Raw genomic sequence first — 20955 nt, 5'->3', positions numbered from 1 at the left:
CGGCTGCGACTTGCAGCGCGCTTGCACCTGCATCGAACCATCATGCGATTGAAGAGCAGCATCTGGGTGAGCGCCTATCTGCGGCGTTGCCAGTCGGCCGGCGCGTTCAGCGCGATCCGCCACCGTGGCGCGGAGGAAGCCGGCGCGGTCTTCGTCAAGGTCGCAATGATGGATGGCACGGCCCAGCTCTATGTCCCCGCCCCGCAGACCGTCTATGACGACAGCCAGCCGATCGACCGCTTCTTCGTACCGATATCGCCGCAACCGATCGCGGAAGCGCAGATCGAGGAGCGGCTCGTCAAGGAGCTGCGCTTCGATCCCGACGCCTGGATCATCGAGACCGAGGACAGGCAGGGCCGTCATTTTCTCGATCTCGTGCGCGAGCGTCCCTGATCATCGCTAAGAGTCGGGACAGCGATCGCGCGTCAGCGCTTGAAGCCATCGGTCCCCGTGCGCACGATCGGCCTCGTCGCGGTGCCGGCCCGCGCCGTGCTGCCACGGACGTGCTGACGTTCGTCGTCATAGAGCGCCGTGCGATGCTTGGCCCTGATCGCGGCCATCCCGGAGCCGCGCCAGGCCGCCAGCATGATCAGCGCCGCGCGCTCGCTGAGCCGCTCGTAGAAGCGTGACAGCCGAAACACGGTCTGGACGGACTGGCCCATCTCGGGCTTGAGGAACAGCAGTACGCGCTCGAACACCGGCGCCGGCATGCCGAGCGCCTTTGCGGCGCAGGCCAGCGGCTCGCCATGGGGATCGTTGACAACCTCGTGGGTCATGCGTGAGGGCAGGATCAGGCTCTCGCCGAGCTCGATCGTGAACGTCTCGACGTCGGCGTTGAACGCGGCCATCTCCAGCGCCTCGATCGCATGCACCGCGCGGTGCAACGGCGTCGGCGCGGCGGGCCTCAGCGGCGTGGTGGCGAGGTTCTGCAGGATGGCGATGCGTTCGTGCGAGGCGGCGCGCATGAACATCTCGCTGAGCTCGGCGGCATCCTTCGGCTGCATCGACAATCCGGAAGCCGCGTCGTCGCGCGGCGGGATCGGAGGCGACGAGCGAAGCGATGCGGGAATGGGGCCGGCGAGCGGCGGCGCCGGCTCGCTCTGCGCCGGGCGCAAGCCCAGCTTGTTCAGGATCTCGATCGGCGTCGCCGGATAGATCGCCAGCCGCGCACGCACCGCCGCACGGGTCGCATCGTCGACGTCGTCGACCAGACGGGAGGCCAATTCGACGAACTGCCGCTCCTCGTCGGCGGAATGCGCGCTCGCCTGGACATAGAGGTCGGTCAGCACGCGCAGCAGAGTGGGCTTGATGTCGACGCCCTCGCGGCGCGAGAGCGTGAGCAACCCGTCGAAGCCGGGGAACAGCGATGATCTTGTCATGTCGGGGTACGCAACTTCGGCAATCGTTGCGCCGATTAGAGCGGAGTTGTTTTAATACGGCGTTAAGGAAAACAATCGGTGAAGATGGGCCGAAATGACCCGGTGAGACAAAGGCGCAACGCTGGCTTGCCTTCTCTCCCGCCGGTGCACGCGATCCGTGTCGGGCGGCACGCGCATTAATATCCTCTTAACCACGTCCTGATCTTAATCGATCCGTTCGATGATCTCGCCTTGGCCGCGTCACGCGGCCAGCCTGATCTTCGCCGCGCCGAATGCCAACGTGCAGCTTCATGCGCCGGCATTCGTGATCGTCAGTTCTGCGTGCCCTCTTGCCTGCGAAGTTCGGGCGACGGGGAGTTTTCAGGGGGTAAGAACTTCGGGCACGAAAGAGAGTGGACATGGCGACCATCATTGAATTCCCGGCGGACGTTGCGCGTCGCGCGCGGCCTGCCGTGACCGGCGCGCCGCAGGAGGGCATGGGAACGATCCTGATTCTTCCCGTCGTTCGGATCGAGCGCGAGACCACGACCGACGATAGCGGACCCCGCGAGGGCACAGCGCCAAGCCGCCGTCGCCGTCGCCGCTGACAGGTCGGGGGAAACGGGAATGCCGGCCATCGTGAATCCGGTCCGGCGCGCGCTGCCGGTGTTCGTACTCGTTCTCGTCGGCGGACTGCTCGGCGCCTGCAGCGGCGGCGATTTCGGCCGCACCCGCGCCGACATGCGCAATGACGACATGCACAAATGGATCGGGGCGGAAGCCACCGCCAGCGTCGGCGTCAGGCCGTCGCAGTTCCAACTGACCGACAATGAGCGCCAGCTGCGCGATCTCGCTTATCCGCTGATCGAGCCACCGCATTCGCGCCCTGCCTGGAAGAGCGTGTTCGGCGACTATCAGCCGTCGGCCTCGCCGTGGCGCCAGAAGGTCGTGTTCGACCGCACAGCCTATGGGCGGGCCTTGATCGACGAGCCGCACCGCTCGCACGCCTCGCGCTACACCCAGCTGATCGACGACGTGCGCGACGACATCACCCGCTTCGAGCCGTTCTTCGCGTCGGCCATCCGCGTCATCGATCTCGATCGCAAGCGCGATGCCAGCATGAAATACATGACCGAGCTCTCGCCGCGCGAGCAAGCCGATGCCGTCGCGCGCATGCAGGAGAACTCGCTGATCGTGCAATGGGTGCAGATCAGCCTGGAGCAGCGCGTCTCGTCCTACCGCTGGGCCTTGGAGCGCCTGGTGCTGCAGGCGCCCGACGGCATGGCCGCCGAGGCCGATCGCCTGATCCACGAACTGGCGGCTCAGACCGCCAATCCGCCGGTCGCCGCGCGGCCCCTGATCGAACGGCCGCTGACGACGCGGGGCTAGCCCGGCGCGACCTTGCTCCGGCGCCGGCCTGGCTTGGCCGGTGCTCCCTTTTGCCGCCCTGCTGTCGCACGGAGCTTCTGCGGCGCTGCCGCGCGCAGCGTCGCGATCAAGATCTTCAGCGCCTCGGATGGAGCACGCGCGGCGGAGTAGGCGAGTCCGACCTGGCGCTTCAACGTCATCTCGATCTCGCGGACCGCAACGTCGCTTCGGCCGTGCACGACGCCTTCGGGAACGATCGCGACGCCGACGCCGGCTGCGACCAGCGCCAGGGCCCAATCCTCGGTTTCGGCGATGGCGGCGATCTCGCGCGGCCCGCCGCTGCGTCGCGCCAGCGCGCTGTGCTCGCAATGGCAGCGGTCGATCATGGCGACGTCGGCGAGGTCGGCCGCGCGCAGGCGCGGCTTCAGCGTGAGCGGATGCGCAAGCGGCAAAGCCGCGACATAGCGCTCGCTCCACAGCGGCAGGAAATGCTCGCCGTCGCCGACCAGGCTTTTTGAGACGATGCGTCCGTCGGCCCGCTCGGTCGGACCGACGATGTGAAGCCTGAGATCCTCGCGCGCCGTGAGCGGCTTGAGCAGCGCGGTCACGCGCCGGCCGTCGAGGGTGCGCATGAGCCCGAGCTTGAGCGCCTGCTTCGGCGCGACGTGCCGGAACAGGTTGCGGGCGGCATCGGCTTCGCCGACGATCCGGCGCGCGATCGGCTGCAGGCGCTCGGCCGCCTCCAGCGGCACGACACCCTTGCGGTGGCGGAGGAACAGCTCGGTGCCGAGCTCGGCCTCGAGGTTGGCGATCGCCAGCGAAATCGATGGCTGCGAGACGAAGCAGCGCGCCGCTGCCCTGGTCAGGCTGCGTTCCTCGAACACGGCGGAGAAATAGCGGAGCTCGCGGATATCCATAGGAGCAGCCTATGATGCGTATCACTGATCAATATTTTACTTATCTCTGCCCGGCCCGCAAGGATGCGCCCGATATCGGCAATGAAGGAAAAGATCGATGCGCGTCCACCACCTCAACACCGGCACGATGTGTCCACGCGGCGGTCGGCTGGTGAGCGGCAGCGGCGGCCTGTTCGCGCGCGCCCGCCTCGTCTGCCACTGCCTGCTGATCGAAAGCGATGACGGCCTGGTCCTGGTCGACACCGGCATCGGCACCGGTGACATCGCCGCGCCCGCACGATTGGGGGCACGCTGGGTGAGGCAGGCTGCGCCGCTTCTCGATGCGTCGGAGACGGCGCTGCAGCAGGTAAAGGCATTGGGCTTCTCGCCCGACGACGTCAGGCACATCCTGCTCACGCATCTCGACCGGGACCACGCCGGCGGCATCGGCGATTTCCCGAAGGCCAAGGTGCACGTTCATCGCGGGGAGCATGCGATGGCCGTCGAGGGGTCTCCGGCGCCGCCCCGCGGTCGCTATGTCGCCGGCCAATGGCGGCATCGTCCCGACTGGCAGTTCTACGGCGACGACGGCGAGGACTGGTTCGGCTTTCGCGGTGTCCGCGCTGCCGTGGATCGCAGCGGCGACATCCTGATCGTTCCGCTGCCGGGCCATACCCGCGGCCATTGCGGCGTCGCCGTGCGACGCGGCGACAAATGGCTGCTGCACGCCGGCGATGCCTATTTCTTCCACGGCCAGCTGGACGCCCGCCCACGCATGCCGCTGCTGCTCGGGCTGTTCCAGCGCAAGGGCGATCAGGATCGCACGATGCGTGTCGCCAACCAGGAGCGGCTGCGGCGCTTGAAATGCGACCATGGCGACCGGGTCACGATCGTGAACAGCCACGATCCCGTCGCCTACGAGGCGTGCCGCTGCGGTGATCGGGCCGCAGCGCTCATTCCGGCCTGAGCAGGCGGAACGCCTCCTCGAGCAGATGCGGCGTGTGCTTGCCGGTCGAATCGCGGCAGGCGCGTTCGAAATAATCCGCCAGCGCCGGCCGGAATTTTGGATGCGCCGCCTGATCGATGATGGTGCGGGCGCGCTGTTTGGGCGACAGGCCGCGCAGATCGGCGAGGCCGCGCTCGGTCACCAGAACCTGCACGTCGTGCTCGGTGTGGTCGACATGGGTGACCATCGGCACGATGCAGGAGATCGTCCCATTCTTCGCCGTCGAGGGCGTCATGAAGATCGACAGATAGGCGTTGCGAGCGAAGTCCCCGGAGCCGCCGATGCCGTTCATGATGCTGCTGCCGCGCACGTGGGTCGAGTTGACGTTGCCGTAGATGTCGGCCTCGATCATGCCGTTCATGGCAATGACGCCGAGCCGGCGGATCACCTCGGGGTGGTTGGAGATCTCCTGCGGCCGCAGCACGATGCGGTCGCGCAGGAACTCGATCTCGCGGTTGAATTCGATCGCCGCTTCCGAGCTCAGCGACAATGCCGTCGCGGAGGCGAGATCCATCCGCCCCGAGCGGATCAGGTTCAGCATGCCGTCCTGCAGCACCTCGGTGTAGGCGGTGAGATGCGGGAACGGCCCGTCGTCGAGCCCGGCCATCACGGCGTTCGCGACGTTGCCGACGCCCGATTGCAGCGGCAGCAGATTGCGCGGCAGGCGGCCCTGCTTCACCTCGTGCGCGAAGAACTCCAGGATGTGCCCGGCGATCGCGCCGGAGACGTCGTCGGGGGCGGCGAAGCTCGTGTTGCGGTCGGGCGCGTGGGTCTCGACGACCGCGATGACCTTGTCCGGATTGCAGCGATAGGTGGTCTCGCCGATGCGGTCGCCGGGCGCCACGATCGGGATCGGCTTGCGATGCGGTGGCAGGCGGGTGCCGTAATAGACGTCGTGCATGCCGAGCAGCGCCGGGTTCATCCACGAATTGACTTCGATGATGACGCGGTCCGCCAGATCGAGCCAGGTCTTGTTGTTGCCGATCGAGGTCGAGGGGATCAGCCGCCCGTCCGGCAGGATGCCGGCGCATTCGATCACGGCGACGTCGAGATGGCCGAGAAAACCGAACCACACGAACTGTGCGACATGGCTGAGATGCAGATCGATATAGTCGATGCTGCCGGCGTTGATGCGCTGTCGTGTCGCTGGATCGGACTGATAGGGCAGGCGCAGGTCGATGCCATCAGCCCGGGCGAGCGCGCCGTCGAGCTCGGGCGCGGTGCTCGCCCCGGTCCACACGCCGACGCGGAACGGCTCGCCGCGCGCATGCGCGGCTTCGATCCGGCGCGCCAGCGCGAGCGGCACCGCCTTCGGGTAGCCCGACCCGGTGAAGCCGCTCATGCCGACATGGTTGCCGGGCTCGACCAGCGCGGCCGCCGCGTCGGCCGACATGATCTTGGCGCGCAGCGCCTGTGACATCACCTGCGATGAACTCATCGTGCAAACTCCATGCGCGATCGTTCAGACCGCCAAGTCCGCGCTGTTTAAGGTGTGCCCTCGACGGGTGATTTGACAGGGGTCAAGCCGCAACGGCCCGTGCGTGCATCACAGCCCTGCAAGGCGCGCGCGCCGCAGCTCCCGGACTTTCGCCGCCCGCGAGCGCTCCGTCAGCATGTTGGCCTTGCTGTAGCGCGGGTCGCCGGTGACCTCGTCGCCGACCCAGTCGGGAAGGGTCACGATGGTCGTTTCGGTCGGCAGCTCGATCTCGGCGATGACGACGCCTTCGAGCGCGTCGTGGTAGACGTCGACTTCCCAGACGCCGCTTTCGGCCGGCACATAGTGACGCGTCTTCTGGAGGATGCGTCCGTCGCAATGCGCGAACAGCATCGCGGCGTGGTCCGCGGGAATATCGTACTCGAATTCATCTCGGGTCAGGCCGCGGCGGCCGCTCTTCACGCACAGCGTCGTCCGGTTGCCATAGCAGCGAACGCGGACCTTGAGGCCGTCCTGACGTGCGACGAGGCCGTCGCGAAGGCGTTCACTGTGCGTCGCCTGATCCCGCCAAGCATCGGACTTGACGAGAAACTTCCGTTCGATTTCGAGAGGCATGACCTGATGTTGAGCGAAGCGCCGCCGTCCTGATCCATCATAGCAGCGGCGCGCGACAACGACTATGCCACCAAGGATGAAGAGAGTGTTGTCGAATTCGTCCAGGACGTCGTATTGACTTATCGTTTGCCGCGCGGCTTCTCGGCCTTGGCCGGTGCCTCGGTCTGTACGCCGCAGCTTGCCGCTGCAAGGGAGGCCTGCGCCTGCGGCATGAGACCGGGCTCGGCGGCCAGGGCCTTCAGCACGATCAACCCGGTCGTCGTCGGCGAATCGATGATCAGCCGGTCGGCGGCCGTGATCTCCTCGTCCTCGGGCAGGTCTTCGTGCTGCGCCTCGGTCATCAGGTTGAGCTCGATCACGCGCTTGCCGGCGGAGCGGTCGTTGATGGCGTAGTAGGCGATCTCGTTGCGCGTGTAGAACGACACCGATGTATAGGCCTGGCTCACCGGAACCGTGAGCTTGAGCGGTCCGTCGGACAGATCATAGCGGCAGATCGCCATGGCGAACGCCGGATCCATGAACGGCATCGGTGAATTGCCGGGATCGGCCAATGGCAACTGCGTCACGGCGTTCAGCTTGGTCATCGGCGTCAGCCGGGAGTAGGCGTCCTGGGTCGAGATCCGCGGCAGCGCCAGCACGCTGACGAGATGGACCACGCCGCCGAGCAGCACGCCGACCACGACCGTGAACAGCAGCCGGGTCATGATGGGCAACCTACTGTCGTGATCGACGGCATCGGTGCGTCGCGCTGCGTGCGGGTCGCGACGCCGACCGGCGTGTCGTAGAGCCGCAGCATCAGCGCGTAGCGCTCGATGCCGCCGGTCGGCAGCCAGTTGCCGGAGCGCGAGCGCGCGGCGACACGAATCTCGAAGGAGCCATCGGCACCTCGTACCAGCTCCTGGCTGGTGAAGCCGTAGCGCTGCAGCGTGTTGGCGACGAGGTGGCCCTTGCGGTCGTAGAGCGTGAGCGTCCAGAACCGGGCGGGTGGCGTGACGCCGCTGACCAGGATGTCGCAGCGCCCGTCGAGCGGCTTCCTCTTGTCGTCCGTGGTGGCGGTGAAGGCCACGCCGTCGCCGGTGCCGATCGGCAATTCGCCATTGCGGGTGATGGTCGCGCGCGCATAGGGGTCGACATCGGCCGTGCCGGTTTTCGGACGCGCCGTCCAGGCGCCGATCGTCAGCGTACCGAACTCGGTGCCGCGGGTCGTCGTCATCCACGTCGCGCCGATGCCGACGCCGGTGGCGATCAGGAGCGTAACCAAGGTGATGAAGAGCAGCCGCACGGGGATCGCTGACGTCAGTTCTTGCGCAGGGCAGGGGTGGTGACGCCGTCGGCCGTTGCCGCGGCGTAATTCTCAGGGAAGGCCAGCGCGCTCGACGAGACCGGCTTGCCGGGCTTGCGCGGATCGGCAGGCGCGGCCTTCTCGGCGAGGCGCGCCGCATCGTCCAGCATCTTCTCGACCTGAACCAGCACCTCGGCGCCGCGGCGGGTCAGGATCGGCGGCGGACCGGGCTTGATCTCCAGCGTCTTCGGCTGGCCGGCCTGTGCCATCGCGGCGGACGCCGACTGCGGCAGCTTTTCGCCCATGCCGACGCCGGGCAGCTCCTTGACCTCGACGCCCTGATGCGCGGCGACCATGATGTCGTGCCACGTCTGCGCCGGCAGCGAGCCGCCGGTCATACGGTTGGTCGGCGAATAGTCGTCATTGCCGTACCAGACCGCGCAGGTGAAGTTGCCGGTGTAGCCGACGAACCAGGCGTCCCGATAGGCGTTGGTGGTGCCGGTCTTGCCGGCGGTCGGAATGCCGTCGAGTGCGGCGCGGCGTGCGGTGCCTTCGCTGACCACGTGGCTCATCATGCCCGCCATGTCGGCAGCAACCGAGGCCGGGATCGCCTGCTTCGGCTTCGGCCCGTCACGGTCCCAGCGCCAGACCAGATCGCCGGCGCCGGTGCGGACCTCCAGTACGGAATGCGGCGTCACCGCCTTGCCCTTGTTCGGGAAGGTCGCATAGGCGACCGCGTGCTCCAGCACCGTGACCTCGTCGGAGCCGATCGGCATCGACGGGGTGTCGGGCAGCGGCGCCTTGAGGCCGAAGCGCCGCGCGACCTCGATGATCTTGGCGCGGCCGGCCTTCGGACCCTCCTTGCCGCCGAGCGCGATCGACAGTTTGACCGGGACAACGTTGATCGAGCGGGTGATCGCCTGCGTCAGCGTCACCGAGCCGGAATAGGAATGGCCATAATTCTGCGGGCACCAGTTGCCGATGCAGACCGGGCCGTCGACCACGATCGAGGTCGGCTTGAAGCCGTTCAGCAGTGCGGTGGTGTAGACGTAAGGCTTGAACGACGATCCTGGTTGCCGGTAGGCGTCGACTGCGCGGTTGAACTGGCTGGCACCATAGTCGCGGCCGCCGACCATGGCGCGGATGCCGCCGTCGAGGTCGGAGACGACGGTTGCCGCCTGGGTCGCGTGATAGTCGCGGCCGAACTGGCGCAACTGGTTCTCGATCGCCTCATCGGCCGCATGCTGCACGGTCATGTCGATCGAGGTCCGCACCACGAAGACGCGCTCGGTGTAGGATTTCGGGAACGTGTCGACCAGCTTGCGCATCTCGTCGAAGGCGTAGTCGAGGAAGTAGTTCGGCGAGCTTTCGTCGCGGCGGTCGACCGCGAAGGCCGGGTTGCGGCGGGCACCGAACACCTGGCCCTCGGTCATGAACCCGGCATCGACCAGATTGTCGAGCACGACGTTGGCGCGGGCGCGGGCGGCGGGCAGGTTGATGTGGGGGGCGAACTTGGTCGGCGCCTTGAACAGCCCGGCAAGCATCGCGGCTTCGGCGAGGTTGATGTCGCGCACCGACTTGTTGAAATAGAAGTGTGCCGCGCCGTCGACGCCGAAGGTGCCGCCGCCCATATAGGCGCGGTCGAGATAGAGCTTGAGGATCTCGTTCTTGGTCAGCCGGGTTTCCAGCCAGATCGCCAGGAACGCCTCGTTGACCTTGCGCTCAATGGTGCGCTCGTTGGACAGGAACAGGTTCTTGGCGAGCTGCTGGCTGATCGAGGAGCCGCCCTGGCGGACGCCGCCGGCCTGGGCGTTGGTGACGAGGGCGCGCGCCGTGCCGGCAATGTCGATGCCGAAATGGTCGTAGAAGCGGCGGTCCTCGGTGGCGAGCGTCGCCTTGATCAGATTGTCCGGGAAGTCCTCCAGCGGAATCGAATCATTGTGCTTGATGCCGCGGCTGCCGATCGGGTTGCCGTAGCGGTCGAGGAAGGTGACGGCGAGGTCGGACTTCTTCAGCCAGTCCTCATCGGCAGTTTCCCGGAAGGCGGGGATCGCGAGCGCCAGCATCAGCACCAGGCCGCCGAGCCCGATCGTGGCCGCCTCCGAGAACGGCTCGACGAACACCCAGCGCTTCCAGCCGCCGACATAGAAGCGGTCCATGAACGCCGAATAGCGCTCATACAGCTCGCGGGTGCCGCGCAGGGAGGAGAACAGCGCCGAATCGAAGCGGGCGTCGAGATCCAGGCGGAAATTGTTGATCCGCTTCTTCCAATCGTCTGGAATGATCTGCCGCACGGGAACCCTGGTCGTTTCGAAAGCGTGTCAGCTGGCTTCGAAAGCACTCAGCAAGTGGGGCTGGGGGCCATCGAAGGGTCTTGCGCGATTGTTGCGGCAAACCCATGGCACTGCACAGTCAGCCGCCCGAACCCGAGCACCTGACCCCAAGCCGCATTGCCGGCGCCGCCGCCGGAGTGACTCAATCATCTATCTAGCCGAGCGGGGGTCACAAACCAATGGTTCCGCTCACAATTTGATGCACAAAGCTAACGTGCCGCCGTAATCGGCAAAGCCCCTTGCGCGGCTTGGGGCCGGGCACCTAGATGGCGACCACCTCACGCCCTCTTTGAGAATCGCCCGATGACCGCACCGCTCAAACGTCCCTCGGGCCAGGAGGGAATGTTCTGGAAAACCAAGATCTTGGAAGAGATGTCCGAGGTGGAATGGGAGAGCCTCTGCGATGGCTGCGGGCGCTGCTGCCTGGAGAAGCTGGAAGACGAGGATACCGGCGACATCTACTTCACCCACATTTCCTGCAAGCTCTTGGATGCCGGGCTATGTGCCTGCAAGGACTACCCGAATCGTTCCGAACAGGTGTCGGATTGCGTTCGCCTGACACCTGAGAACGTCCGCACGCTGACCTGGCTGCCACCGAGCTGCGGCTACCGCCTCGTGGCTGAGGGGCGCGATCTCTACTGGTGGCATCCCCTGATCTCGGGCGATCCTCAGACGGTCCATGAAGCCGGCGTCTCGGTGCGCGGCCGGGTCGAGGGCACCGAGGACGACGTTCCGGACGACCAGCTCGAGGACCACATCGTGCAGTGGCCGGTGCTGCTGCCGAAGCGGGCCAAGTTGAAGCGACGGCCGAAATAGCGCGATCACCTCGCACCCGCAGCAAGTCACGATGATGCGACCGTTCCCGTGCTGTCGGAATGCACCCATGCACCCGACCCGCTGCCGCACGGGAAAATTATGCCTTAAGTAGTTCGCCAGACAGCGAATCCGCGCGGCGTCGTCGCGCCCGGGCACGGCATTCATCCCATGAACAAGTTTGATCGGCAGACGCATTACCCTGCCGCGTCCCAATCCCTGCCCGAAGAGATCGCCGCCGAGCTGCCGGCCATTCCGCCGCAGGTTCAGGCGATCGAGGATGCGCCGTCGCTTGCGCCGCCGGTGCCGCTGACCCAGGCCGAGGTGCGCACCATCCTGATGAGCCTGCTGCTGACGATGTTCCTGGCCGCGCTCGACCAGACCATCGTGGCGACCGCGCTGCCGACCATCGGCCGCGAGTTTCAGGACGTCACCAATCTCTCCTGGGTGATCACCGCCTACCTGCTGGCGTCGACCGCGGTGGCGCCGGTGTTCGGCACGCTCTGCGACATCTATGGCCGCCGCTCGATGATCATCACCGCGCTCAGCCTGTTCGTGGTCGGCTCGGTGGTCTGCGCGCTGGCGCCGAACATGCCGGTGCTGATCCTCGCCCGCGGCCTGCAGGGGCTCGGCGGCGGCGGCATCATGCCGGTGGTCCAGACCGTGATCTCCGACGTCGTCAGCCCGCGCGAGCGCGGCCAGTACCAGGCCTATTTCAGCGGGGTCTGGCTGCTCGCCGGCCTGCTCGGGCCGGTGATCGGCGGCTTCTTCGCCGACCATCTGCACTGGTCGATGATCTTCTGGATCAATGTCCCGCTCGCGATCGCGGCGCTCGCATTGCTGCTGCCCAAGATGGGCCGGCTGCCGGTCTATCACCGGCTGCGCAAGGTCGACTGGGCCGGCGGCCTGCTGCTGATGGCCTCGGCCGTCGTGTTCATGCTGGTGCTGACCTGGGGTGGCCACAAGCTGGCCTGGCTGTCGCCGACCCTGCTGGCGATGATCGGCAGCGCGGTGGCGCTCGGCTTGGCTTTCGTCTGGCACGCCAAGCGGGCCGATGAGCCGTTCCTGCCGCTGGCGCTGATGGGCGGCACGGTGGTGCCCTACGGCATGCTGGCGAGCGGCTGCGCACTCGGCGCCCTGATCGGGCTCACGGTCCATCTGCCGCTCTATTACGAACTGGTCTATCATTTGACCCCGAGCCAGGCCGGCCTCGGCCTGATTCCGATCGCGGCGATCTCGACCCTCGGCGCCGCGGTTGCCGGCCGCACCATGGCCCGGGTCAAGCACTACAAGCGCGTCGCCATCGTGGGCACGATCATCGGCACCATCGCCGCCGCGGTCATGACGGTGACGACGCCCTCGCTCTGGGTGCTGATGGCGCTGCTGTCGATCTACGGCATCGGGCTCGGCACGGCGTTCCCGATCTCGGTGGTGTCGCTGCAGAACGCGGTGGACCGCTCCCAGATCGGCACCATCACCGGCGCCATGAACTTCTTCCGCTCGATGATGTCCTCGTTCACGGTCGCGGCCTTCAGCGCCATCCTGCTGATGGCGCTGGGCGCCGACATTTCGCTGGCGGAGGGCGCCCATGGCGCGGTCAGCGGCATCGCGGAAGCCGACATGATCCATGCCTTCCGCTTCGTCTATGCCGCGGCCACCGCGATGCTGGCCTGCGCCTCCGTCTGCATGATGCTGATGGAGGAGCGGCCGCTGGCCGGCCCGTCGCGCAGCGAGGCGGTCGAGCTCGCCGAGTAAGGAAAGCAGGGTGGGCACGGCGCCATCACCATCGCGCGTGACGAGAGGGCAAGTCAGCGCCTTTGCACACCCGACGATTCGTTGAGATCATGATGCGATTCCACGGAATCGCATCGTGATCTCATCTCTTTGTTTGAGCATGATCTTTTCGGAAAACCGGTTTCCATTTTTCCGGATCATGCTCCAGTTGGCGCCGCTACTCGCGTGGTTGCACGATCTCGACGTTGTCCTGCCCGCGGGAGCCGTCGTCGGCGGATGACTTGACCAGACCAGCCTCGACGCGGCGGGCGAATTCCGTGGTCGCGCCGCCTGCGAGCTCCTTGGCCTGACTGATCCATTGCTCGCGCTCGATTCGTCCTGCGAACGCCAGATACGAGCCGACCCATTTGGCGTGCTCGGCGGTCCAGGCCGCGATCTGCGCGAAATGCCAGATGCCGAGGCCGTGCAGCCGCGCCTCGTTCTGCTTGCCGATGCCCTTGATCAGCTTGAGATCGTCGGCCTGGCCGCCGCGCGGCGCGACGAGCCCGAGCGGGCGGGCGCCGCCGTGGACGTCCTCGTTCTCGACGGGCGGCATCAGCGCCGGCAGGTGGGCCAGGAGGTAGCTCGCCTCGTCCTCGCTCAGCGGCGCGTCGGCGTGTTCGTCGATGGTGATCGCGCCGGACTTCACCGCGCTGGAATGCGCGGTGTCGAGGCCGGCCGCGAGCAGCTTGGCCTGCGCGATCCAGTGCTCGCGCTCGATCCGGCCGGGAAAGGCCATGTGATGGCCGACCCAGCGCGCATGGTCAGGCGTCCACGCCGCGATCTGGCTGAAATGATGCACGCCGATGTCATTGAGGACGCGCTCGTTCTTGGGTCCGATGCCCTTGATCAGCTTGAGATCGTCGGCGGCGCCCTCGGGGGCGGGCAGGGCCGGCGGTCTGTCGTCGGCCGAGGCCGGGCTCTCCGGGGCCGATGATGCGGCGACCTCGGCGGCAAGCCGTTCCGCCTCGGCGTCGGCGGCCAGGCGATCGGCTTCCGCGCGTGCGGCCGCTTCGGCGGCGAGGCGATCGGCCTCGGCCTCGGCGGTCGCTTCGGCCGCGAGACGCCGGGCTTCCGCCTCGGCTTTCGCAACGGCCTCTGCCGCAAGACGGTCTGCTTCGGCTTTCGCCGCTGCTTCGGCGGCCAAGCGTTCGGCTTCGGCCTTTTCAGCCGCTTCTGCCGCAACACGATCGGCCTCTGCTTTCGCGGCTGCTTCCGCAGCGAGGCGGTCGGCTTCGGCTTTCGCGGCGGCCTCCGCAGCACGGCGCTCGGACTCGGCGTTCGCCGCCGCCTCGGCAGCGAGACGTTCGGCTTCGGCCTTCGCTGCGGCTTCAGCCGCCAGGCGATCAGCCTCGGCCCTTGCCGCGGCTTCCGCGGCGAGCCGCTCAGCCTCGGCCTTTGCGGCCGTTTCGGCGGCTAGACGCTCGGCCTCCGCCCTTGCAGCGGCTTCGGCCGCAACACGTTCGGCTTCAGCGTTTGCGGCAGCTTCAGTGGCAAGGCGATCGGCCTCGACGCTGGCTGCGGCCTGCGAAGCCGGGGACGGGCTGTCCGCCCAAGGACGAGCCGCCGCGGTTGCGCCGGCGAACGCGACGCTGTTTCCAGGACCGCCCGGCGACATCGCACTGGTGTCACCCAGCCCGACATATTCCTTGAGCTGTCCGCCGATCAGGCAGCCGAGAACATAGGCGCCGACCATCAGCAGGCCGACCTCGAGCCACAGGCCGGCACGTCCGGGCAGCACTGTCAGCAGCGCCATCAGGATCCCGATGACGAGGGCGAGCGTCGCCGGCAGCAGCCAGCTTCTCAGCCAGTCCGGCCGCGGCTCGTCCGACCAGGTGCGCCAGCCGACAAAGCCGCCGATGCCGACGGCGAGGATGATCCAGAACGGAAATGTCGCAAGGTCGTACATCATGATGTCAGCGCCTCACTTGACGACGAATTCGATGCGGCGGTTCTGCGCGCGGCCTTCGGCCGTGTCGTTGGAGACGACCGGCTTGGTCTGGCCGTAGCCCTCCGAGGTCATGCGCGTGGTGTCGATGCCGGCGTCGCCGATGTAGCCGACCACCGCCGCCGCCCGGCGCTTGGAGAGGTCCATGTTGTCAGCTTCGTCGCCGACATTGTCGGTGTGGCCTTCGATCGCGATCTCGGCATCCTTGCAGCGCTGCGCAACCTCGACCAGGTGATCGAGCAGCGCCAGCGAGGCGCGGCTCAGCTCGGCGCTGCCGGTGCTGAAGCGGATGCGGCCCTTGGCGAGCAGCCCGTTGAACGCCGGCTGGCACTCCGCGACCGCGAGTGGCGGGCTTTCCGGCTTGACGCCGATCTTGACGTCGTCGAGCTTGAAGCCGCTGCCGACCGCCTCGGCGAGCTCCTTGCGGACCTGCTCGGCCGACTTGTCGTAGATGGCAAGCCCGTCGACCGTGATCGCCGCGTCCTTCGCCGTCAGCGCGCCGGACCACAGCCGCGCCAGCGCCGGGAACGTCGCCTTCAGCGACTGCACGTAATCCTTTGGCGCACCGTCGCCGATCTTCAGACCGTCCTCGACCGTCTCGGTGATGAAGGTCGTTGTGGCGGCCTCGACGAGATCGCGGCGGGCGGCGTCATCAGGCACGTAGCCGCTCAGCATGACACGGCCGTCCTGCTTCTGCAGTCCGAACGCGTAAGGCGAGACCGGGCCGTCGCGGACGTCGATGGACGCGAGCGCGAACGGCGCGGGCAGGGCGCCGGCCAGTTGCTCGCGCACGGCTGCGCCGGTGACGTTGGCGAGTCCGACGCCCCTGAGCGACACCTGGGTGTCGTTGATCTCGGCGCGCCCCTGCGACAGCCTGGCGAGCTGCTGCAGCAGGCTCGCGCTCGCTTTGGCAAGGTCGCCATCCGGGGCGCCGCGGGCGATGCCGATCTGGCTCTTGATCGGCTTGCCGTCGAACTGTCCACTGGCGGAGCCCAGCATCGCATCGCGGGCCGCTCCGTTCGGCGCGAGACCTGTGAGGCTCAAGCCGGTGCCGTCGAACTCCGCCGACCAGCGATAGGGCTTGATCTCCGGCGGCAGAATCTCGGCTTTCGCCAAGCTCAGCCCGGTCGGCAGCTTGCCGATCCCGGCCATCGTTTCATCGTAGGCGGCGGTGGAGGGGGCCTCGCCCGAAATCGTGTAGGTGGCGTCGGAGATGACGACGCGGCCCGTGCTCAGCCTGGTAAGCTCCGCCAGCGCATAGGACGTGTAGGCGCCAAAATCGCCAGCAGGCGCGCCACGCGCGATCTGCATGTGATGCATCACCGACGCGCCGGGCCAGGCCTTGATCGCGGCGGCCTCGAGCGCGCGCCTGATATCGTCATTCGGAACGACGCCGGACATCACCAGCGTGTTGCCCTCGCGAACCGCGCTCCAGATGAACGGCTTTGCCTCCGGCGGCAGGATCGCCACCTTGTCGAGCACGGCGCCGCCCGGCAGCTGCCGCGTCGCCGCGACGGCAGCCTCATAGACGTCCGATGCGGCGGCGGCACCCGCGATCGAATAGGCCTTGTCCGCGAGCGCGAACGTGCCGCCATTGAGCTTGGCGGCCTGGACCGATCCATGGCTCGCGATGGCCGCGAAGTCGGCCGGAGCTCCCAGCGCATAGGAGAGGCGATCGACCACTTCACCACCGGACGAACGGACGGCATTGAGCACGGCATTCCGAACGGCGGGCGTCGGCACCGCGCCTTCGAGCACGAGCTGGCCGCCGTTTCGCGTGGCGCGGAAGGCATAGGGCTTCGGTGTCGGCAGCTTGTCGTAGGTGCCTTCGACGAGCCGGACGCCGCTGACCGATGCGGCGTCCTCCAGTTTCGTCGCCTGATCGGGACTGAACTCCGGCCCTGCGATGCGAACGTCGCGGCCCGCGACCGTGACCTTGAGGGCCGCGGCTGTGTCGGGGACGGCGGCCGCGACGGCGGCGCGTGCCCGCGGCCCAATGTCGTCCTCGACATCAGCCGTCTTGAAGCTCACGGCCGCGAGCCAGAGCACGGCAACAGCGATCAGTCCCGCCCACCATTTCGATGGTTGATGCATGTGAGAGCCCCTCGTTTCCCCACCTGCGCCCGGTTCACCCGGATCGTTCCGTTGTCATGAACCACGTGTCGAGCCTATCAGAACAGCTCTCGGAGACCAGCCGTCGGCACGTTGTGTGTTTCAATATGCACAAGCTGCGAGAGCGTCGCCGTCTGCGAGCTTCGCACCGCACCTGATGGTCCCTCAAGGTGCGATCAAAGTGTGACCGTTCGACGACGAACATCGCAGGCGCGGCCTTCGCGGCTACGCCGCTCGCATCACTCTTCCAGCGCCCGGCGCAGGCGGCGGATGATGACGCCGCGGGCACGATCGTCGGCGGCTTGCTCGATCCGCTCGTGGATGTCGAGCAGCAGGCCCGACATGTCGTTGTGCCAGTCCAGCCGGGTGACCGCCTCCGGTGCCAGCCGCCGCCGGCGCGCGACGTCGAGCGGCGTCGGCACCGCGCTCGTCAGCTCGTAGACGTCGTCGAGCAGGGGGGAGAACACTTTCGCGGTCGGCACGATCCGCTCGGCGACGCGCGCTGCCAGCGCCGCGATCGCGGCATCCTCGCCGTGGGACAGAAAAAGGCCGCGCGCGATCGGGCGGCGGGCCGCGATCCAGCGGGCGATCTCGGCGCCGTCGGCGTGGCCGGAATAGTCGTCGATCATGCGGATGCGTGCCGCGACCTTGATCTCCTCGCCCTGGATGCGCACCGCCTTGACGCCGTCCTGCAGGAAGCGCCCCAGCGTGCCGGTGGCCTGATAGCCGACCAGCAGCACGGTGGCGCGGTTGTTCCACAGCCAGCGCTTGAGATGATGGCGGATGCGACCGGCATCGCACATGCCGCTGGCGGCGATGACGATGTGAAATCCGGTCAGCTTGGCGATCGCCTTGCTTTCATCGACCGTCTCGGTGAAGCGCAGATGCGGCGACGACAACAGACGGCCGACATCGCTGCCGCCGTCGAGGCTCTCGGTGTGCGCGCGAAACACCTCGGTGGCGTGGATCGCCAGCGGCGAATCCAGGAACACCGGCGCGGCCGGAATCTCGCCGCGCTCCATCAGGCCGACCAGATCGACGATCAGCTCCTGCGTCCGCTCGACCGCGAAGGCCGGGATCAATAGCGCGCCCTTGGCGGCCGCCGCGTCGCGCACCTCGCCGGCCAGACGGCCGCGGCGCAACTCCGGCGTGGTCGGCTCGCGAATGCGGTCGCCATAGGTCGCCTCCGAGATCACGTAGTCGAAGCCCTCCGGCGCTTTCGGGTCCGGCTGCAGCAGCTTGGCGTCGGGCCCGACATCGCCGGAGGCAAGCAGCCGCAGCGGTCCGCCATCGGCGCCTTGTCCTGCGAATTCGATCTCGATCGAGGCGGAGCCCAGCAGATGGCCGGCATTCCAGTAGCGGGCGCGAACGCCTGGAATGATCTCGGTCCAGGTCTCGTAGGGGACGGCTTGGAAGTATTGCAGCGCCGCGATGGCGTCGGCCTGGGTGTAGATCGGGCTGACCTCGCCGCGGCCGCGCGCGATGCTGCGGCGGTTCAGCGCCAGCACCTCCTGCTCCTGGATGTTGCCGGCATCGGGCAGCATCCATGAGCAGAGATCGATGGTGCCGCGCGTGGCGAAGATCTTGCCGTCGAAGCCCATGCGCACCAGCTTCGGCAGCAGGCCGCTATGGTCGATATGCGCATGCGTCAGCAGCACGGCGTCGATGTCGGCGGGACGGAATGGGAAGTCGCCGTAGTTGAGCTCCTTCAGCGTCTTCGGACCCTGGAACAGCCCGCAGTCGATCAGCATCTGGCCGTTGTCGGTCTGGACCAGATAGCAGGACCCGGTGACGGTATGCGCGGCACCGCAGAAGCGAACGGTCACACTCATGCGGCGGTCTCCCGAGGACGATGGATCGATGCTCGATACCGGTTCATCACGAACGACCATTCGCGCCGTCGGCGAAGCCATAGCCGTGGTTGGTGGCGGCTGCGGCTGCGGCCAGATCATGCTCCGACGGATCGCAGGTGAACACGCGATAGAGTGGCTCACCCTGGTCGACACGATCGCCGATCTTCTTGAACAGCATGATCCCGGAGCCCTTGTTCACGGGCGCGCCGGCCGTGCGCGCCAGGCGATTGAGCCGCAGGCAATCGATCGCGGACACGACACCGTCGCGCTCCGCCTTGACGTCGAAGGCGAGATCGCCGAGCTCGCTGCGGCATTCCGGCGGGCCCTGCGCATCGATGATCTTCAGCATCTGCTTGAGCGCCGCGCCGCTGTCGAGCAGCTCGCGCGCCCTGTTATAGCCGGCGCCGCCGCGCAGCTTCGGATCATATTCGAGCAGATGCGCGGCGAGTCGCAGCGACTTCTCGCGCAGGTCAGCAGGCGCCGACGGCTCGTTGCCCAGCACCGCCATCACGTCGCGGGCCTCCAGCACCGGACCGATGCCGTTGCCGATCGGCTGGCGGCCGTCGGTCGTGATCACCTCGACCTTGAGCCCGAAACGGTCGCCGACGAATTCGAACAGCTTGCGCAGCCGCATCGCCTCCGCGCCGCTGGTGAGCTTGGCGGTCGGCCCGACCGGCAGGTCGAGCAGCAGATGCGTCGAGCCGGCGGCCAGCTTCTTCGACAGGATCGAGGCGACCATCTGTTCGCGGGTGTCGAGGCTGAGCGGGCGCTCGACCGAGATCAGGACGTCGTCGGCCGGCGACAGATTGACGTGGCCGCCCCAGATCACGCAGCCATTGCAGGCCGCAACGATCGATTTCATCTCGTCGGCGCCGACATTCACCCGCGCCAGCACCTCCATCGTGTCGGCGGTGCCGGCTGGCGAGGTGATCGCGCGCGAGGAGGTTTTTGGAATGGTCAGGCCGTGGGCGGCGACGATCGGCACCACCACCATCGAGGTGCGGTTGCCGGGAATGCCGCCGATGCAGTGCTTGTCGACCACCACCGGCTCGGGCCATTTCAATTGCGTGCCGGCATTGGCCATCGCGCGCGTCAGCGCCAGCAGCTCGCCGGAGCTCATGAAGCTGGCTGAGCCGATCAGGAAAGCGGCGATCTCCATGTCGGAGTAGCGGTAGTGGGTGAGGTCCTCGATCACGGCAGCGATCGCCTGGTCGCTCAAGGTCTCGCCGCGGATCTTGGCGCGCACCGCTTCCATGCTCTCGGGCGGGGTCGCCGGCGACACCGTCGCCCGCGTGCCGGCCGGCTCGGCGAAGCGCCGCATCGCCGGCTCCGACAGGCCGATCTCGTCGGGGCCGACCAGTGCGTCGTCGTCGGTGATCAGAAGGGTCGCCAGCAGCGTCCGCGAGTTGCAGCGCAGCTCGACGCGGCTGAAGCCGCGGAACACCTCGGGCCGCAACGCCTTCGAGCGGCGGGAGATCACGACCACGTTCTCGCGGCCGGTGTCGAGCGCGACGCTGCGGATCTTGAGCTGCGGACGGGCGGAATCTATTGTGCTCATGGTGGCCAGGATACCCCTTAAGCCCGTCCACGCCATGGCCGTTGACGCAGATCATGCGGTCGGCCGGCTCGGGGGCCGGCCGAATTTTTTCTCAATATGTCCGGGCAAGGGCCGAGCTCTGCGATCGCCGGGCCTGCCTGCCGAAGGTGCGGGCAGAAAATAAAGCTCAATCAATCCAGATGTTTGCGGATCAGCCGGCGGCGCGGCTGCGCGCCGGATCAGAGAGCAAGGCCCGGGCCCGGGCCGGAGTGGCGGGCCCGCCAGGTACCTGATCGGGTTAACTGATTGTTCAAGCGGATGACCGAGGGTTTTCGCTGGGGCGTCCGTCCCGGCCTGCGCGCGCCGTTCCGGCGCGATCCCATGATCGAGCCCGACCGGAGAGGTAGATGCGGCAGTTGATTGCGAGCTTCCTGAAGAATCAGGCTGGCGCGACCTCGATCGAATACGCCATCATTGCCGGTGGATTGAGCATCGTGATCCTGGCGGCCGTCAACGGCCTGGGCTCGGGGCTGAGCAGCAAGTTCACCGCGATCAACACCTCGATCAAGTAGCCGGCTGGGTCACGCCGCCGCGCGATCTAGCCAGCGCACGATCATCGCCGTCCG

18 protein-coding genes are annotated in these 20955 nt (G+C 67.3%); 7 read left to right on the top strand and 11 right to left on the bottom strand.

Annotation, left to right across the window (positions count from 1 at the left end; genetic code table 11):
- Window positions 1-42 precede the first annotated feature (42 nt).
- Window positions 43-393 carry a DUF1491 family protein gene (locus QX094_RS00695; RefSeq protein WP_315716119.1) on the top strand — a complete coding sequence of 117 codons (351 nt, stop codon included), beginning with the start codon at window positions 43-45 and terminating at the stop codon, window positions 391-393.
- A 32-nt stretch (window positions 394-425) separates the two neighbouring features.
- Here QX094_RS00695 and QX094_RS00690 read toward each other — a convergent pair whose 3' ends face one another.
- Complete coding sequence (locus QX094_RS00690; RefSeq protein WP_315716120.1) at window positions 426-1379, bottom strand: DUF2336 domain-containing protein; 954 nt, start codon at window positions 1377-1379, stop codon at window positions 426-428.
- Window positions 1380-1777: 398 nt separating this feature from the next.
- On the opposite strand from QX094_RS00690, the gene QX094_RS00685 reads away from it, so the two are divergent.
- Together QX094_RS00685 and QX094_RS00680 are read left to right on the top strand one after the other, a co-directional pair.
- On the top strand, window positions 1778-1966 hold the full coding sequence (locus tag QX094_RS00685; RefSeq protein ID WP_315716121.1) for a hypothetical protein: 189 nt from the start codon (window positions 1778-1780) through the stop codon (window positions 1964-1966).
- A 19-nt stretch (window positions 1967-1985) separates the two neighbouring features.
- A complete protein-coding gene (locus QX094_RS00680; RefSeq protein ID WP_315716122.1) occupies window positions 1986-2747 on the top strand; it encodes a hypothetical protein in 762 nt (253 codons plus the stop codon).
- Here the strand turns inward: QX094_RS00680 and QX094_RS00675 are convergent.
- The gene (locus tag QX094_RS00675; RefSeq protein WP_316175902.1) at window positions 2744-3643 is read right to left on the bottom strand and encodes a LysR family transcriptional regulator; all 900 of its coding nucleotides are present in this window, start codon (window positions 3641-3643) and stop codon (window positions 2744-2746) included. The two genes, QX094_RS00680 and QX094_RS00675, sit on opposite strands and share 4 nt — an antisense overlap.
- A 97-nt stretch (window positions 3644-3740) precedes the next feature.
- Between QX094_RS00675 and QX094_RS00670 the strand changes: the two genes are divergently transcribed.
- Window positions 3741-4589: an MBL fold metallo-hydrolase gene (locus QX094_RS00670; RefSeq protein WP_315716124.1), complete on the top strand. Its 849-nt coding sequence runs from the start codon at window positions 3741-3743 to the stop codon at window positions 4587-4589.
- Here QX094_RS00670 and QX094_RS00665 read toward each other — a convergent pair.
- The 5 genes from QX094_RS00665 to QX094_RS00645 all read right to left on the bottom strand — a co-directional run bounded on the left by QX094_RS00665 (window position 4576) and on the right by QX094_RS00645 (window position 10254).
- The gene (locus tag QX094_RS00665; RefSeq protein ID WP_315716125.1) at window positions 4576-6066 is read right to left on the bottom strand and encodes an acetyl-CoA hydrolase/transferase family protein; all 1491 of its coding nucleotides are present in this window, start codon (window positions 6064-6066) and stop codon (window positions 4576-4578) included. The two genes, QX094_RS00670 and QX094_RS00665, sit on opposite strands and share 14 nt — an antisense overlap.
- 108 nt (window positions 6067-6174) lie before the next feature.
- On the bottom strand, window positions 6175-6678 hold the full coding sequence (locus tag QX094_RS00660; protein WP_316175903.1) for a CYTH domain-containing protein: 504 nt from the start codon (window positions 6676-6678) through the stop codon (window positions 6175-6177).
- A gap of 119 nt (window positions 6679-6797) precedes the next feature.
- Window positions 6798-7382, bottom strand: coding sequence for a DUF1254 domain-containing protein (locus QX094_RS00655; RefSeq protein WP_316175904.1), 585 nt, complete (start codon window positions 7380-7382; stop codon window positions 6798-6800).
- A complete protein-coding gene (locus QX094_RS00650) occupies window positions 7379-7960 on the bottom strand; it encodes a DUF1214 domain-containing protein (protein ID WP_315716128.1) in 582 nt (193 codons plus the stop codon). Before QX094_RS00650 ends, QX094_RS00655 begins: the two co-directional genes overlap by 4 nt.
- A gap of 14 nt (window positions 7961-7974) precedes the next feature.
- Complete coding sequence (locus QX094_RS00645) at window positions 7975-10254, bottom strand: PBP1A family penicillin-binding protein (protein ID WP_315716129.1); 2280 nt, start codon at window positions 10252-10254, stop codon at window positions 7975-7977.
- A 342-nt stretch (window positions 10255-10596) separates the two neighbouring features.
- Between QX094_RS00645 and QX094_RS00640 the strand changes: the two genes are divergently transcribed.
- Together QX094_RS00640 and QX094_RS00635 are read left to right on the top strand one after the other, a co-directional pair.
- Window positions 10597-11109 carry a YcgN family cysteine cluster protein gene (locus tag QX094_RS00640; protein ID WP_315753066.1) on the top strand — a complete coding sequence of 171 codons (513 nt, stop codon included), beginning with the start codon at window positions 10597-10599 and terminating at the stop codon, window positions 11107-11109.
- Window positions 11110-11277: 168 nt separating this feature from the next.
- Entirely contained in the window at window positions 11278-12861 is a 1584-nt protein-coding gene (locus QX094_RS00635) for an MDR family MFS transporter (protein WP_316187468.1), read from the top strand.
- 196 nt (window positions 12862-13057) lie between these two features.
- Here QX094_RS00635 and QX094_RS00630 read toward each other — a convergent pair whose 3' ends face one another.
- The 4 genes from QX094_RS00630 to QX094_RS00615 form a co-directional block, all read right to left on the bottom strand.
- Window positions 13058-14791 (bottom strand): cell envelope biogenesis protein TolA, encoded by a 1734-nt coding sequence (locus tag QX094_RS00630; protein ID WP_316187466.1) that lies wholly within the window; start codon window positions 14789-14791, stop codon window positions 13058-13060.
- 12 nt (window positions 14792-14803) lie between these two features.
- Complete coding sequence (locus tag QX094_RS00625) at window positions 14804-16921, bottom strand: OmpA family protein (RefSeq protein WP_316187465.1); 2118 nt, start codon at window positions 16919-16921, stop codon at window positions 14804-14806.
- A 257-nt stretch (window positions 16922-17178) separates the two neighbouring features.
- Entirely contained in the window at window positions 17179-18771 is a 1593-nt protein-coding gene (locus QX094_RS00620) for an MBL fold metallo-hydrolase (protein ID WP_316187463.1), read from the bottom strand.
- Between the two features lie 46 nt (window positions 18772-18817).
- The gene (locus tag QX094_RS00615; RefSeq protein ID WP_316175907.1) at window positions 18818-20350 is read right to left on the bottom strand and encodes a thymidine phosphorylase family protein; all 1533 of its coding nucleotides are present in this window, start codon (window positions 20348-20350) and stop codon (window positions 18818-18820) included.
- Between the two features lie 386 nt (window positions 20351-20736).
- Here QX094_RS00615 and QX094_RS00610 point away from each other — a divergent pair, with 386 nt between their 5' ends.
- On the top strand, window positions 20737-20901 hold the full coding sequence (locus QX094_RS00610) for a Flp family type IVb pilin (protein WP_315716136.1): 165 nt from the start codon (window positions 20737-20739) through the stop codon (window positions 20899-20901).
- Window positions 20902-20955: the final 54 nt, after the last annotated feature.

It is taken from the genome of Bradyrhizobium sp. SZCCHNS1050, assembly GCF_032484785.1.
Taxonomy (GTDB): Bacteria; Pseudomonadota; Alphaproteobacteria; order Rhizobiales; family Xanthobacteraceae; genus Bradyrhizobium.
The sequence above is the reverse complement of the archived record's forward strand: the minus strand, read 5'-3'. Positions and strand labels throughout refer to the sequence as shown.

Coding starts and splice junctions, on each gene's coding strand:
- QX094_RS00655 (WP_316175904.1), bottom strand. CDS start 7,382: ATGACCCGGCTGCTGTTCACGGTCGTGGTCGGCGTGCTGCTCGGCGGC.
- QX094_RS00690 (WP_315716120.1), bottom strand. CDS start 1,379: ATGACAAGATCATCGCTGTTCCCCGGCTTCGACGGGTTGCTCACGCTC.
- QX094_RS00610 (WP_315716136.1), top strand. CDS start 20,737: ATGCGGCAGTTGATTGCGAGCTTCCTGAAGAATCAGGCTGGCGCGACC.
- QX094_RS00680 (WP_315716122.1), top strand. CDS start 1,986: ATGCCGGCCATCGTGAATCCGGTCCGGCGCGCGCTGCCGGTGTTCGTA.
- QX094_RS00660 (WP_316175903.1), bottom strand. CDS start 6,678: ATGCCTCTCGAAATCGAACGGAAGTTTCTCGTCAAGTCCGATGCTTGG.
- QX094_RS00615 (WP_316175907.1), bottom strand. CDS start 20,350: ATGAGCACAATAGATTCCGCCCGTCCGCAGCTCAAGATCCGCAGCGTC.
- QX094_RS00635 (WP_316187468.1), top strand. CDS start 11,278: ATGAACAAGTTTGATCGGCAGACGCATTACCCTGCCGCGTCCCAATCC.
- QX094_RS00620 (WP_316187463.1), bottom strand. CDS start 18,771: ATGAGTGTGACCGTTCGCTTCTGCGGTGCCGCGCATACCGTCACCGGG.
- QX094_RS00630 (WP_316187466.1), bottom strand. CDS start 14,791: ATGATGTACGACCTTGCGACATTTCCGTTCTGGATCATCCTCGCCGTC.
- QX094_RS00675 (WP_316175902.1), bottom strand. CDS start 3,643: ATGGATATCCGCGAGCTCCGCTATTTCTCCGCCGTGTTCGAGGAACGC.
- QX094_RS00695 (WP_315716119.1), top strand. CDS start 43: ATGCGATTGAAGAGCAGCATCTGGGTGAGCGCCTATCTGCGGCGTTGC.
- QX094_RS00685 (WP_315716121.1), top strand. CDS start 1,778: ATGGCGACCATCATTGAATTCCCGGCGGACGTTGCGCGTCGCGCGCGG.
- QX094_RS00670 (WP_315716124.1), top strand. CDS start 3,741: ATGCGCGTCCACCACCTCAACACCGGCACGATGTGTCCACGCGGCGGT.
- QX094_RS00665 (WP_315716125.1), bottom strand. CDS start 6,066: ATGAGTTCATCGCAGGTGATGTCACAGGCGCTGCGCGCCAAGATCATG.
- QX094_RS00640 (WP_315753066.1), top strand. CDS start 10,597: ATGACCGCACCGCTCAAACGTCCCTCGGGCCAGGAGGGAATGTTCTGG.
- QX094_RS00625 (WP_316187465.1), bottom strand. CDS start 16,921: ATGCATCAACCATCGAAATGGTGGGCGGGACTGATCGCTGTTGCCGTG.